This window comes from Stutzerimonas stutzeri (genome assembly GCF_024448895.1).
Taxonomy (GTDB): domain Bacteria; phylum Pseudomonadota; class Gammaproteobacteria; order Pseudomonadales; family Pseudomonadaceae; genus Stutzerimonas; species Stutzerimonas stutzeri_Q.
This window is the reverse complement of record NZ_JAMOIC010000002.1, coordinates 94,798-107,921: the sequence shown is the minus strand read 5'-3', so window position 1 is coordinate 107,921 and position 13,124 is coordinate 94,798. Positions and strand designations below refer to the sequence as shown.

At 61.6% G+C, this 13,124-nt stretch carries 12 protein-coding genes; 6 read left to right on the top strand and 6 right to left on the bottom strand.

Features of this window, described 5'->3' with window-relative positions; translation table 11 throughout:
* Positions 1 to 42: 42 nt before the first annotated feature.
* The 3 genes from NA619_RS02795 to NA619_RS02785 form a co-directional block, all read right to left on the bottom strand.
* Positions 43 to 201 carry a YqaE/Pmp3 family membrane protein gene (locus tag NA619_RS02795; RefSeq protein ID WP_045423855.1) on the bottom strand — a complete coding sequence of 53 codons (159 nt, stop codon included), beginning with the start codon at positions 199 to 201 and terminating at the stop codon, positions 43 to 45.
* Positions 202 to 589: 388 nt separating this feature from the next.
* A complete protein-coding gene (locus NA619_RS02790; protein ID WP_255959714.1) occupies positions 590 to 805 on the bottom strand; it encodes a hypothetical protein in 216 nt (71 codons plus the stop codon).
* Positions 805 to 1,638: an MBL fold metallo-hydrolase gene (locus tag NA619_RS02785; RefSeq protein WP_255959712.1), complete on the bottom strand. Its 834-nt coding sequence runs from the start codon at positions 1,636 to 1,638 to the stop codon at positions 805 to 807. Before NA619_RS02785 ends, NA619_RS02790 begins: the two co-directional genes overlap by 1 nt.
* A gap of 288 nt (positions 1,639 to 1,926) precedes the next feature.
* On the opposite strand from NA619_RS02785, the gene NA619_RS02780 reads away from it, so the two are divergent.
* From NA619_RS02780 to NA619_RS02770, 3 genes are read left to right on the top strand one after another with little or no spacing between them, the layout of a single operon-like run.
* Positions 1,927 to 3,291, top strand: a complete 1,365-nt coding sequence (locus NA619_RS02780; RefSeq protein ID WP_255959710.1) for an NfeD family protein — start codon at positions 1,927 to 1,929, stop codon at positions 3,289 to 3,291.
* Between the two features lie 3 nt (positions 3,292 to 3,294).
* Positions 3,295 to 4,056, top strand: a complete 762-nt coding sequence (locus tag NA619_RS02775) for a slipin family protein (RefSeq protein WP_272891611.1) — start codon at positions 3,295 to 3,297, stop codon at positions 4,054 to 4,056.
* A 9-nt stretch (positions 4,057 to 4,065) separates the two neighbouring features.
* On the top strand, positions 4,066 to 4,566 hold the full coding sequence (locus NA619_RS02770; protein WP_255959708.1) for an LEA type 2 family protein: 501 nt from the start codon (positions 4,066 to 4,068) through the stop codon (positions 4,564 to 4,566).
* A gap of 276 nt (positions 4,567 to 4,842) precedes the next feature.
* Here the strand turns inward: NA619_RS02770 and treF are convergent, their stop codons facing one another.
* The gene (treF, locus tag NA619_RS02765) at positions 4,843 to 6,441 is read right to left on the bottom strand and encodes an alpha,alpha-trehalase TreF (RefSeq protein WP_255959706.1); all 1,599 of its coding nucleotides are present in this window, start codon (positions 6,439 to 6,441) and stop codon (positions 4,843 to 4,845) included.
* The gene (locus tag NA619_RS02760; RefSeq protein WP_255959704.1) at positions 6,438 to 7,205 is read right to left on the bottom strand and encodes an SDR family oxidoreductase; all 768 of its coding nucleotides are present in this window, start codon (positions 7,203 to 7,205) and stop codon (positions 6,438 to 6,440) included. The genes treF and NA619_RS02760 overlap by 4 nt, the downstream gene beginning before the upstream one ends.
* Positions 7,206 to 7,403: 198 nt before the next feature.
* On the opposite strand from NA619_RS02760, the gene rarD reads away from it, so the two are divergent.
* Positions 7,404 to 8,297, top strand: a complete 894-nt coding sequence (gene rarD / locus NA619_RS02755; RefSeq protein ID WP_255959702.1) for an EamA family transporter RarD — start codon at positions 7,404 to 7,406, stop codon at positions 8,295 to 8,297.
* Between the two features lie 7 nt (positions 8,298 to 8,304).
* Here the strand turns inward: rarD and NA619_RS02750 are convergent, their stop codons facing one another.
* Positions 8,305 to 8,823 carry a glycine cleavage system protein R gene (locus tag NA619_RS02750; protein ID WP_255959700.1) on the bottom strand — a complete coding sequence of 173 codons (519 nt, stop codon included), beginning with the start codon at positions 8,821 to 8,823 and terminating at the stop codon, positions 8,305 to 8,307.
* 296 nt (positions 8,824 to 9,119) lie between these two features.
* On the opposite strand from NA619_RS02750, the gene NA619_RS02745 reads away from it, so the two are divergent.
* Positions 9,120 to 11,297 carry a malate synthase G gene (locus tag NA619_RS02745; protein WP_255959698.1) on the top strand — a complete coding sequence of 726 codons (2,178 nt, stop codon included), beginning with the start codon at positions 9,120 to 9,122 and terminating at the stop codon, positions 11,295 to 11,297.
* 199 nt (positions 11,298 to 11,496) lie between these two features.
* A complete protein-coding gene (locus NA619_RS02740; RefSeq protein WP_255959696.1) occupies positions 11,497 to 13,119 on the top strand; it encodes a methyl-accepting chemotaxis protein in 1,623 nt (540 codons plus the stop codon).
* Positions 13,120 to 13,124: the final 5 nt, after the last annotated feature.

Here is a 13,124-nt window from a genome sequence, read left to right as displayed (position 1 = left end):
AAGCCCGGCCGAGCGGCCGGGCTTTGGATGCATAGATGTCGATCAGCGGCGAGCGATGATCCATACCGCATGAATGATGCCGGGGATGTAGCCCAGCAATGTCAGCAAAATGTTCAGCCAGAAGGCGCCACCCAGGCCGACTTGTAGAAAAACGCCGAGTGGCGGTAGCAGAATCGCGATGATGATGCGGATCAGGTCCATTGTGGTTCCCCTTGGTCAAATTTGGCCGTGCAGCCTTACCCTGAATCGACCGGGTTGCCGGATAGGGGTTCATTTATCTGTGCCAAACCACCGGCTCGTGCTGCTATCGGCATCGCTATAACGCTGATGCCAGGGCAATCACCATCAATCAGGCAGTGACTGTGAAAATCCGGAAGCGACCGTTTGAGTCGCCTAGGGCACCCAGAGGGGTACGGGAGGAGAGATGACGCGGCTCACCGTGGATGGGGTCGCTGATGCGTCGATGCCAGCGGCCTCGTGAGCGACCAGCATCACCAAACGACTCGCCTGGCGGGCCAACTGTCGCAGCCAATCGGCTGCCTTGCCATAGGCGGATAGTCGAAGACCGAAACCTGCGCATTCAATGGTCTCAGGAGCGCTCACGTGGCTGGGGCTTGTCGCGTTTGCGACGGATGTTGATCCATGAGAGCACCGCCAACGCGACCATTAATCCGGTCATGTTGTAGTTGCCGATCGCCGCGTAACCGAGCGCGGCCAACGAGCAGGCCAGTAGGCCGATCCAGCGCACATATCCCATCAGGACGCGCACTGTGGCGCCGACACGGTCATCCTCTTGGCGCGCCATCAGTGCGGCCTCGCCTGCATGCGCTCCAGCTCCTTGGCATCGTGGCTGCAGAACAAGGCCACCTCGTTCTTGTGTTCCAGCGAGAGCGTCCAGAGCCGGTGCTGATTGGCCAGCCGTGCCGTCCGATCCACTTCCATCATTCGCTGATAGAACCGCAGGCCCGGCGTGCAGTGCCGCTCGGTCTGACCCACCTCGTCACGATAGAAGTAGGCATCACCGGCATGCAGCAGCCAGCCATCGCCGGTCTGTACCGCAACACCGGCATGGCCGTGGGTGTGGCCGGTCAGCGGGATGAGCAGGATCTCGGGCGGCAAGCCGCGCAGATCCCGCACTGCCTGGAAACCGAACCAGGTGTCACCGCCCGGCTCATAGAACTGCCAATTACGCACCTCGTCCCATTGCTGATGGCGATAACGCCGATGACCGAGAAAACTCTGGGTCGCGCGCGCCGCATCCATCTCGCGCTGCAACACATGCACCTGCGCGCTGGGGAAGTCCTCCAGCCCGTCGGCATGGTCGAAATCCAGATGCGTCAGCACGATGTGCTGCACGTCCTCTGGGCTGAAACCGAGCTGACGGACCTGCTCCAGGGCGGTCAGCTGGCGCTCGAACTTGATGTTGTTAAAAGCTATGAAGAAACCGCTGAGACGCTTGCGCGGCTCCAGCACATCGCAGCTGCCAAAGCCGGTATCGACCAGCACCAGGCCATGCGACGTGGTCTCGATCAACAGACAATGACACACCAGACTGGCGGTAAGCCCGCTGCTGAAACCATCAAACAACTTTCCGCCAATCGGACACATACAGCCACAGTTGAGATGGTGAATGCGCATGGAACCTCCTCTGGAGCTGATACCGTTCGTGTGCTCGCAAACCTGTCGCCAGGCCCTGCTTGCCGATCTCATGCCTACTTTTGTTGATGCGGGAGACGCGCCGCGATCGGTCACATCAGGCCCCTATGATCTGTGAGGCCCGGGAGCGCAGCAGAGTTCAGGTGACGGCATCCTTCCTGATGACCTGAGCCACCTGCACGGTAGGAAGGACGTTCGCCGGAGTGGGCTATCCTCAAAAGGACCTGCCATCAATAACCGATGTATCGCCAGCACTGGAGGTCTAACCCGATGCGCCTTCACCCGGCTTTCCGATTCGCCTGGCTCTGGATGTTGCTGCTGACTGTTGCCAGCGCTACCCATGCCGCCGGTTCGGTGGCGGTGTTACGTGTTGACGGGATCATCGGCCCGGCCAGTGCGGATTACGTCATTCGCGGCATCCAGCAGGCGCAAGAAAGCGAGGCCCAGCTGCTGGTGCTGGAGCTCGATACCCCGGGCGGGCTCGACACCTCGATGCGCGACATCATCAAGGAAATCCTCGCCAGCCCGGTGCCGGTTGCCACCTATGTCACCCCCAGCGGCTCGCGCGCAGCCAGCGCGGGGACTTACATGCTCTACGCCAGCCACATCGCCGCCATGACGCCCGGCACCAATCTTGGCGCAGCCACCCCGGTACAGCTCGGCGGAACGGGTAGCCCCTCCGCGCCTTCGCCTGACGCGGAAAAGGATGACGGCTCGAACGGCGACGCCATGGGTCGCAAGCAGATGAATGACGCGGCGGCCTACATCCGCGGGCTGGCGCAACTGCGCGAACGCAATGCCGATTGGGCCGAACGCGCGGTACGTGAAGCCGTCAGCCTGTCCGCCCGCGAAGCGCTCGCCCAGGATGTGATCGACTACCTCGCCAGCGATCTCGACGACCTGCTCGTTCAACTGGACGGCAAGATCGTCGAGACCAACACGGGGGCGCGCACGCTGCAAACAGCCGGCGTCACGGTCGTGCGGCATGATCCAGACTGGCGGGTGCGTTTTCTGGCGGTGGTCACCAACCCCAGCGTGGCGCTGATCCTGATGATGATCGGCATCTACGGGTTGATATTCGAATTTTCCACTCCGGGCACTGGTGGCGGCGGTGTGATTGGCGGGATCTGCCTGTTGCTGGCGATGTTTTCGCTGCAGATGCTGCCGGTGAATTACGCCGGTGTCGCGCTGATCCTGCTGGGGCTGGCGTTCATGATTGCCGAAGCCTTCGTGCCGAGTTTCGGGGTGCTGGGCCTGGGCGGCGTTGCAGCCTTTGTCACCGGCGCGGTCATCCTGGTCGACACCGAGGTTCCCGGCTTCGGTATTCCGTTATCGCTTATCGCCACCCTTGCGGTCGTGAGCGCCTTGGTACTCGTGGTGATCGTACGGATGGCACTGAAAGCGCGGCGCCGCCCTCTGGTCAGCGGCGACAGCGAGCTGATCGGTGCACTGACTCCGATCACCGGCGTCGATGCGGGCGATCCAAGCAACGGCTGGGTGCAGCTGCAAGGCGAACACTGGCAGGTCCATAGCCCGGCACCCCTGCTGCCGGGCCAACAGGTACGCGTCGTGGCCAGGCGCGGATTACAACTGGATGTCACCGCGGCCGACGTGCCGCCAATCGAAAAGAGGTGAACCATGGGTTTGGAAATGAGCTTTATCGCGGTAGCGATACTGGTGATCGCGCTGCTTGCATCGACGTTCCGCATCCTGCGCGAATACGAGCGCGGCGTGGTGTTCCAGCTGGGACGCTTCTGGAAGGTTAAGGGCCCTGGGCTGATTCTGGTCATCCCCGGCATCCAGCAGATGGTGAAGGTGGACCTGCGCACTCTGGTGCTGGACGTTCCGACCCAGGACGTCATCTCGCGCGACAACGTTTCGGTCAAGGTGAACGCGGTCGTCTATTACCGCGTGCTGGACGCCGAGAAGGCCATCATCCAGGTCGAGGACTACCATTCGGCCACCAGTCAGCTGGCCCAGACCACCTTGCGCGCGGTCCTCGGCAAGCATGATCTGGACGACATGCTGGCCGAGCGCGAGCAGCTCAACAATGACATCCAGCAGGTGCTCGACGCACAGACCGATGCCTGGGGCATCAAGGTCGCCAATGTCGAGATCAAGCATGTGGATCTGGATGAGTCGATGATTCGCGCCATCGCTCGCCAGGCCGAGGCGGAACGCGAGCGCCGGGCCAAGGTCATTCATGCTGAGGGCGAATTGCAGGCGTCTGAGAAACTGATGCAGGCCGCCGAAATGCTAGGGCGTCAGCAAGGAGCGATGCAGCTGCGCTACATGCAGACCTTGAGCAACATCGCTGGTGACAAGAATTCGACCATCGTTTTCCCACTGCCCATGGAGTTGCTCCAGGGCCTGGGCAACCTCACCAAGAAATCCGAATAGAGACCCTTTATGCCCCTGCGCTCAGCCGTACCCGTTGTTCGCCTGCTGTCGGTCGTTCTGTTGACGCTGACACTCGCGGCCTGCGCCGCTTTCTCCAAGCGCGACCCGCTCAACGTGCAGGTCGCCGGCATTCAGCCGCTGCCCGGCGAAGGACTGGAGTTGCGCATGGCGGTCAAGCTGCGGATCCAGAACCCCAATGACATGGCGCTGGACTACAACGGCGTGGCGCTGGACCTGGAAATCAACGGCCGACGCCTGGCCAGCGGCGTCAGCGATGCGCTTGGCAGCGTGCCTCGATTTGGCGAAACCGTGCTCAGCATACCGGTGACCATTTCGGCCTTATCCGCCGCACGGCAGGCGCTGGGCCTGGCCGAACACATCGGCATGGAAGAGGTGCCCTACGTACTGCGCGGCAAACTCGCGGGCGGCCTGTTCGGCACTCAACGGTTTGTGGAGAAAGGCACGCTGGACCTCAACGGCGCATTAGCCAGCCCGTACCGACGTCCGTAGATATCGTCGAGATAAGCGCGCTCATTCGCCGCTTCGCGAGGCTTGTGGATCGGCACTTCGAGGAAGGGGCGTGCTGGGTAGTGAGTCAAAGGCGATCGCCAGCAAGCTCGCTCCTACGAAAAGCGCGACGTCTGATTGCTGACCTCTGCTCTCACCTCGCCGCTCCAGCGCTCATCTCGCCGCTCCGTAGGAGCCAGCTTGCTGGCGATCCGTACTTCAACGCCGCCTAGAATCCGAGCTACCACCTGATCGCGAGCAAGCTTTCTTCAGTGCCGCTCAATCCACCCGGCAATTGCCAGCCCGGCAGCGGTGAGCTTCGTGCGTTGGGTCCTGCTGCATCAGTTTGCGGGTCACGCCATTGGTCCAGCCGAAGCCGTCTTGAAGCGGGTACTCGCCTCCGCTTGCATGTTCGGTGCACGGCCTGAGCACGTATTTCTCCACCAGCTTGCTCTCGCGCTCGAACAGGTGCGAAACGATGCTTAGCCAGCGTTCCTCGATCTGCAGTGCCAGCGCATCGTGGCCGTAATGCTGCAGCCCGCGAATGCCCATCCACTGCAGGGGCGCCCAGCCGTTGGGGCGGTCCCATTGCTCACCGCTGCCGCTGACCTCGGTGGTCGCTAGCCCGCCAGGCGCCAGCAGACGCTTACTCACCACATCAGCCACCTTCCCCGCCTGCTCCGTGCTGGCGAGCTCGACGAACAGCGGCGTCAAGGTCGCGGCAGTTAGGTTGTCTCGCCGCTGCCCGAGGCACCAGTCGTAGTCGAAGTACGCGCCCCTCTGCTCGCTCCACAGGTATCGATCGATGGCCGCCAGCCTCGCTTCCGCCCGCTGGCGAAACTCCGCGGCGCAACCGTGGCGGCCCTTGGCCTCGCTGAGACGCGCGATCTGGCGTTCGAGCTTGTAGAGAAAGCTGTTCAGGTCCACCGGAATGATCTGCGTGGTTCGAATGCTTGAAAGCCGCTGCGGATCGCCCAGCCATCGTGAGCTGAAGTCCCAGCCGGATTCGGCTCCAGCGCGCAGGTCGCGGTAGACCTCATGGGCCGGCCGACTCGAGGAGCGCGCGGTTTCGATATCTTCGAGGTAGGACTCCTCGCGCGGCGTATCGCGCTCGTCCCAGTACCGGTTGAGCACGCTGCCGTCGGCCAGGCAGACGCAGCGTCGGTGCGTTTCACCGGGGCGCAGCTGATCGGCACCGTCATTCCAGAAGGCGTGCTCCTTGCGCAGCTGCGGCAGGTAATCGCTGGCGGGGTGAACACCGGATTCCTCGAACAGGTCGGTCATCAGCGCGAAAACCGGCGGCTGCGAGCGGCTCAGGTAGTAGGAGCGATTGCCATTGGGCACATGACCATAGGTGTCGATTAGATAGGCGAAATTGTCCGCCATTGCCTTCAGCAGTTCGCAGTGCCCACTTTCATCCAGGCCGAGCATGGTGAAGTAGGAATCCCAGTAGTACAGCTCGGAGAAACGCCCGCCCGGTACCACGTAATCGTGGGGCAGCGGCAGCAGCGACGAGTACTCGGGGTGCTGTCTGGGATGGCGCGTCAGCACCGGCCAGAGTCGATCGATGTGCTCGGCCAGCGAGTCGTTCGGATTGGCGACGAACTCGGTCTGCCTCTTTTCGTAGGGTTCGAAGTGCGTCATCACGAACGCCTTGAGGTCGAACCCGGGCTCGCCGCACTCAGCCCGATAGGCGTCGAGAATTCGCTCCGGATGCTGACGCGGGGCGCAGTCGACGAAGGTCTTGCTGTCTGGAAAGACGCGCTGCGTCTGAACGGCAACGAAGAGTTCCTGGTAACGGTCGGCCGGGCTCAGCGTGTCAGCGGCCGATACCGCATGAGTGTCGTAGTCGAAGGGGCTCAAGTCGGTATCAGTCATTGCTCGCTGTAGTTCCATAGCAGGCCGCCATCGATCACCAGTGTAGTACCGGTGACATAGTCAGCATCGTCCGAGGCAAGGAAGGCAACTGCGCCGGCCACGTCATGGGGCTGGCCGAGGCGCTTGGCCGGGATGTTCTCCAGCAGGCCTTCTAATTTCTCCGGCTGATTCATCAGCGCCTGATTGATTGGCGTCTCGATCGCGCCCGGGGCCACGTTGTTGACCGTGATCCCCAGCGGCGCCAGCTCGATTGCCATGTTTCGGGTGAGCATTTTCAGCCCGCCCTTGCTGGCGCAGTAAGCACTGAAATTGGGGAACGGCAGCTCCTCATGCACCGAGCTGTTGTTGATGATCCGCCCGCCGCGTCCGCTGTCACGCAGGTGCCGCGCAAACGCCTGGGACAGGAAGAACGGTCCGCGCAGATTGACGTTCAGCACCTGGTTGTAGTCCGCCTCGCTGGCATCCAGAAAGGCTGCATGTTTCTGAACCCCAGCGTTATTCACCAGGATGTCCAGCCGCCCCATCTGCTCGATGGCCTGCTCGATCAGCCGGTAGCAATTGGCGGGATCGCCTACATCGGCGGCGACAAAGAAGGCTTTGCGTCCGAGCGCACGAACCTGTTCCAAGGTTTCACGCGCTCCGTCATCCTCGCTTCGCCCGTTGATGATCAGGTCAGCACCCTCCCGCGCCAGGCGCACGGCGATGCCGCGGCCAATGCCCTGGGAGCTGCCTGTGACCAGCGCGACCTTGTTCTGCAATTTCATCGAAGCACCTCGTGTGGCTATCGAGCCGCATCGGCGACCCTGAGTCGTCAACGTGAGACGGATGCCGGCACCGGGGCGTTCAACGCCGCATGTTTTTGAATGCTTCAAGGCCGCCCGAAACGATGCCTTCAGGGCAGACAAATACGCTTTTGCAGGCGCAAAATGCCCGGCTCTCCGCTGCCCCGTTTCAGGACTTCCATGGCCACCGCCGATCTGCGCAAAGGTTATCTACTGGGTCTGACGACCTTTTCCATCTGGGGCCTGTTCCCGCTCTATTTCAAGTCCATCGAGCAATACGGCGCGCTGGAAATCGTCACCCAACGCGCGATCTGGTCGGCCCTGTTCGGCACGCTGGTGCTAAGCCTCTGGAAACATCCGGGCTGGTGGCAGGAGTTGCTCGCCCACCCGCGGCGGATTGGCGTGCTGATGATCTCCAGCATCCTGATCGCCAGCAACTGGCTGATCTACGTCTGGGCGGTCAACCACGGTCACATGGTCGAAGCGAGCCTGGGCTACTACATCAACCCCTTGGTGAATGTGCTGCTGGGGCTGATCGTACTACGCGAGCGCTTGCGACCCCTGCAATGGCTGGCCGTGGCGATGGCCGCGGTGGGTGTGCTGTTGCAACTGGTGAAGCTCGGCGATTTCCCTTGGGTTTCGATCGCTCTTGCGCTGAGCTTCGGCAGCTACGGCTTGTTGCGCAAACAAGCCCCTGTCGCCGCGCTGCCAGGGCTGGTAGTGGAAACATGGCTGTTACTACCAATTGCTTTGGGTTGGCTGTTCTTCTTTGGATCAGGCACGAGCACCGAATGGTCGTTCTGGAGCGATCCCCAGGCGCTCTGGCTGGTGGCCGCCGGGCCGGTGACGCTGTTGCCGCTGCTGTGCTTCAACGCCGCCGCGCGCCATCTGCCCTATTCCACGCTGGGGTTTCTGCAGTACATCACGCCGACGCTACTGCTGATCCTGGCGGTATGGGTGTTCAACGAACCCTTTCCCACGGACCGCCAGCTGGCATTCATCTTTATCTGGGCGGGCCTCGCCGTGTACAGCTACGACGCCTGGCGTGTGATGCGCAAAGCAGCGGTACGCTGACGGCTGCTTATTCGGCCGGCTGCAGCTTGAGCTCCACCATCAGATCATCGGCGAGCGTTTCCAGGTGTTCCTGCAGCTCGTCCAGGGGCAACTCGGTCGGCACCGCCAGCAGAGCGTCGGCACGGAACAGCAATTCGTTGGTCATTGGCGCAGGCAGCACGTCAGTGTCCAGGCTTTCCAGATTCACACCATGACGAGCCAGCAGCTGGGTGATGTCGCGAACAATCCCGGCGCGGTCATTGCCCACCAGCTGCAGCTGGATCATGCGCCAGCTCCGTTGCGGTTCTTTGCCGCTGTGAGCGAAGAGCACGCGGATGCCCTGCTGCTCGAGCTGCTGCAAGGCGTCGATCAGGTCGGCGTGCGCCTGAGCCGGAACCGCGACTCGAAGAATCCCGGCGAACTGACCGGCCATGCGCGACATGCGGCTCTCCAGCCAGTTGCCGCCATGATCGGCAATGCACTTGGCTACCCTCTCGACCAGCCCGGGCTGATCCTCGGCGATGACGGTTAGGACGAGATGATCCATCTTTGGCTCCTTCATTAGAAAGTTACGGCGACCGGCGCTGACCGGGCGCGCATTGAAAGCAATGGACCGCGCCCGTGGCGTCCGGCTCCATAGGTATAGAACAAACTGCTGCCTACGCCGGGTCAGCGAGGCAATTTCACGGATCGCCAACGGCCTCGGGCAAGGCCCTTAAAGGGCTCTGGCGCGCAGCTGCGTGGCGGACTGATTTTCCGAACGGCTTCATGTAGTATCCGTCGACCCGGACTACAAGAAGAAACTGTCCGACGGATTTGAAGAAGAACCAAGTGAGGCGAGAGATGACTGAGCGCGTTCAAGTCGGTGGCCTGCAGGTCGCCAAAGTCCTGTACGACTTCGTGAACAACGAAGCGATTCCTGGTACTGGTGTTGAGGTCGAAGCCTTCTGGGCCGGCGCTTCCAGCGTCATCCACGACCTGGCGCCGAAGAACCGCGCGCTGCTGGCCAAGCGCGACGACCTGCAGGCACAAATCGATGCCTGGCATCAGGCGCGCGCGGGTCAGGCTCATGATGCGGCAGCCTACAAAACCTTCCTGCAGGAGATCGGTTACCTGTTGCCGGAAGCCGAAGATTTCCAGGCCACTACACAGAACGTTGACGAAGAAATCGCCAGCATGGCAGGCCCGCAGCTGGTGGTGCCGATCATGAACGCGCGTTTCGCCCTGAACGCCGCCAACGCGCGCTGGGGCTCGCTGTATGACGCGCTCTACGGCACCGATGCCATCTCCGAAGACGATGGCGCGAGCAAAGGCCCCGGCTACAACGAAGTCCGCGGCAACAAGGTCATCGCTTATGCGCGCGCCTTCCTCGACGATGCCGCCCCGCTGGAAACCGGCTCGCATGCCGATTCCACCGGTTACCGCATCGAAGCCGGCAAGCTGGTCGTCACGCTGAAAGACGGAAGCACCGGGCTGAAGAACGCCGCTCAACTCCTTGGTTTCCAGGGCGACGCTAACGCGCCGATTGCCGTGCTGCTCAAGCACAACGGCATTCATTTCGAAATCCAGATCGACCCTGCCAGCCCCATCGGCCAGACCGATGCAGCGGGTGTGAAGGACGTGCTGATGGAATCGGCGCTGACCACCATCATGGATTGCGAAGACTCCATCGCCGCGGTCGACGCCGACGACAAGACCCTGGTCTACCGCAACTGGCTCGGCCTGATGAAGGGCGATCTGGTCGAGGAGCTGGACAAGGGCGGCAAGCGCATCACTCGCGCCATGAATCCGGATCGCGTCTATACCAAGGCCGACGGCAATGGCGACCTGACTCTGCATGGCCGCTCGCTGCTGTTCATCCGCAACGTCGGTCACCTGATGACCAACGACGCGATTCTCGACAAGGAAGGCAACGAGGTACCGGAAGGCATCATGGACGGCCTGTTCACCAGCCTGGCCGCGATGCATAACCTCAAGGGCAGCACCACCCGCGCCAACAGCCGCACCGGCTCGATGTACATCGTCAAACCGAAGATGCATGGCCCGGAAGAAGTGGCGTTCGCCACCGAACTGTTCGGTCGCGTCGAGGACGTGCTGGGCCTGCCGCGCAACACCCTGAAAGTCGGCATCATGGACGAGGAGCGCCGCACCACGGTCAACCTCAAGGCGTGCATCAAGGAAGCGCGCGAGCGCGTAGTGTTCATCAACACCGGCTTCCTCGACCGCACCGGTGACGAAATTCATACCTCCATGGAAGCCGGCCCTGTAGTCCGCAAGGCGGCCATGAAAGCCGAAAAGTGGATCACCTCTTACGAGAACAACAACGTCGACGTGGGTCTGGCCTGCGGCCTGCAGGGCAAGGCGCAGATCGGCAAAGGCATGTGGGCGATGCCCGACCTGATGGCGAGCATGCTCGAGCAGAAGATCGGACACCCCATGGCCGGTGCCAACACCGCCTGGGTCCCCTCGCCTACCGCCGCCACGCTGCACGCCATGCACTACCACAAGGTAGACGTGTTCGCCCGTCAGGCTGAACTGGCCAAGCGTGAAAAGGCATCGGTCGACGACATCCTCACCATCCCGTTGGCACCCAATACCAACTGGACCGAAGACGAGAAGCGCAACGAGCTGGACAACAACGCCCAGGGCATCCTCGGCTATGTGGTTCGCTGGATCGACGCGGGTGTCGGTTGCTCGAAAGTGCCGGACATCAACGACATCGCCCTGATGGAAGACCGCGCTACCCTGCGCATTTCCAGCCAGCACATGGCCAACTGGCTGCGCCATGGCGTCGTGACCCAGGAGCAGGTAGTCGAAAGCCTCAAGCGCATGGCACCTGTAGTGGATCGTCAGAACGCTGGTGATCCGACCTATCGCCCACTGGCCCCGGACTTCGACAGCAATGTCGCCTTCCAGGCCGCTTTGGAACTGGTCCTCGAAGGTACCAAGCAGCCCAACGGCTATACCGAGCCGGTCCTGCACCGCCGCCGCCGTGAGTTCAAGGCCAAGAACGGTCTGTAACCCCCGCGCCAGCAGCAAAAGAGCCGCCCTACGGGGCGGTTTTTTTATGCCTGAATCCGATAGATGACACTCAAGTTACAACCGCATCGTCCGATAAACGTGACCAAGAAAACAAATTCAGTCACAACTTTTCGGATTGATGGCGTATCGCCATCACACACCTTTTCGTAGTATCCGCTGCCCGCCGTGGAGTCGATGCATGTTCAAGAATTTTTCGCTGACCGCCAAGCTGTCCCTGGTGCCCGCCGTGGCCCTGTTCGGACTGGTGCTGTATGTCGGATACACCTCGTTGCAGCTGTCCGCCACGGACTCACGACTGGTCAGCATTGAAACGCAGAGTTATCCGACGCTGGAAAAAGCAGACGCCGTGATTTTTCAGTTTTCACGCGTACCGGGGCTGCTGAACAACGCTGTGGCCGCTGGTGAGTCAGGGGTTCTCGACGAGGCGCGTGACGTGCTCAAAGAGGTCGACGGACAGCAGCAGTCGCTGGCGACCCTTTTGGACGACCAGCCTCAGCAACGGCAGGCCCTGGATAGCTGGCGCGCCGCGGTCAAGGCGTACGCGGACAACTCCCTGGATGCCTCGGCAAAGCTGATCGATGGCAGCGCATCGTTCGATGACCTGCGACCGAGCCTGGACCGCATGGCCAGCGATCTGGCCCAGGCTCAAAAACTGGCAACCGAGTTTCGCGCCGGTGCTTATGCCGACTTCCAGCAGACACTTGCCGAAACTCGTGAGGCAAACGAGAACACCACTCGTCTGGGAATCATCCTGAGCCTGGTATTGATCGTGGTGGTGGGCGTCGGTGCCTGGCTGGTGATTCGCAGCGTCATGAGCAACGTGCGCGGCGTAATCGCTTCACTGCAATCCATCGCTCGTGGCGATGGCGATCTCACCCAACGTGTGAACGTGAAATCGAACGACGAAATCGGCGCGATGATCGAGCTGTTCAACGGCTTTCTGGACAAGCTGCAGCGCACGATTCGCCAGATCATCGAGGCTGCCAGCCCGCTCGGCCAGGTTTCCAAGGAGCTTTACAACCTGACCCAGGGCTCGGAAGAGAACGCCAAGTCGCAACAGCACCATACCGACTCGATCACCCGCGACATCCTCACCATGACCGGTAGCATTCAGGAAGTGGCGCATCGCTCGCAGCAGGCCTCCAATGAAGCCAACTCGGCTGCACGCCAGGCCGCTACCGCACGCGAGCACGTCGGAAGCCTCTCCAGCGGCATCAGCGATCTTGGCGACAGCGTAATGGGCGCGGTCAAGGCCATGGAACAGCTGGAAGAAGAAACCCAGGAAGTCGGCTCGGTCCTGACCGTCATCCGTAGCATCGCCGAACAGACCAACCTGCTGGCGCTCAACGCGGCTATCGAAGCCGCCCGTGCCGGCGAACAGGGTCGCGGTTTTGCCGTAGTGGCTGACGAAGTGCGCAACTTGGCGCAGAAGACCGCGGCCTCCACCGCCGAAATCCAGCAGATCATCCAGCGCCTGCAAAGCAGCGCCAACACCGTGCTCAACGTCATGAACAGCAATGGCGAAAAGTCACGAGCAAGCATCGAGCGCTCGGTCGAAGCGACTCAGCTACTCGAGACCATTGCGCGCACGGTCAACCAAATTGACGAACTCAATGCCGGCATCGCCCAGTTCACTCAGGAGCAGATAGGCCTTTCGAGTTCGATTCAGCAAGAAACCCAAGTGTTGCAGCAGGACGCGCAAGCAACCGCAAACGGAGCCGAAGCAACGGCCCGCCTGGGCGAACAACTGGTTAGCACGGGCGATCATCTGCGTGCAGCCACGGCCCAATTCCGCGTTTAAAAATA

Coding starts and splice junctions, on each gene's coding strand:
- NA619_RS02795 (WP_045423855.1), bottom strand. CDS start 201: ATGGACCTGATCCGCATCATCATCGCGATTCTGCTACCGCCACTCGGC.
- NA619_RS02790 (WP_255959714.1), bottom strand. CDS start 805: ATGGCGCGCCAAGAGGATGACCGTGTCGGCGCCACAGTGCGCGTCCTG.
- NA619_RS02785 (WP_255959712.1), bottom strand. CDS start 1,638: ATGCGCATTCACCATCTCAACTGTGGCTGTATGTGTCCGATTGGCGGA.
- NA619_RS02780 (WP_255959710.1), top strand. CDS start 1,927: ATGCGCCTTCACCCGGCTTTCCGATTCGCCTGGCTCTGGATGTTGCTG.
- NA619_RS02775 (WP_272891611.1), top strand. CDS start 3,295: ATGGGTTTGGAAATGAGCTTTATCGCGGTAGCGATACTGGTGATCGCG.
- NA619_RS02770 (WP_255959708.1), top strand. CDS start 4,066: ATGCCCCTGCGCTCAGCCGTACCCGTTGTTCGCCTGCTGTCGGTCGTT.
- treF (WP_255959706.1), bottom strand. CDS start 6,441: ATGACTGATACCGACTTGAGCCCCTTCGACTACGACACTCATGCGGTA.
- NA619_RS02760 (WP_255959704.1), bottom strand. CDS start 7,205: ATGAAATTGCAGAACAAGGTCGCGCTGGTCACAGGCAGCTCCCAGGGC.
- rarD (WP_255959702.1), top strand. CDS start 7,404: ATGGCCACCGCCGATCTGCGCAAAGGTTATCTACTGGGTCTGACGACC.
- NA619_RS02750 (WP_255959700.1), bottom strand. CDS start 8,823: ATGGATCATCTCGTCCTAACCGTCATCGCCGAGGATCAGCCCGGGCTG.
- NA619_RS02745 (WP_255959698.1), top strand. CDS start 9,120: ATGACTGAGCGCGTTCAAGTCGGTGGCCTGCAGGTCGCCAAAGTCCTG.
- NA619_RS02740 (WP_255959696.1), top strand. CDS start 11,497: ATGTTCAAGAATTTTTCGCTGACCGCCAAGCTGTCCCTGGTGCCCGCC.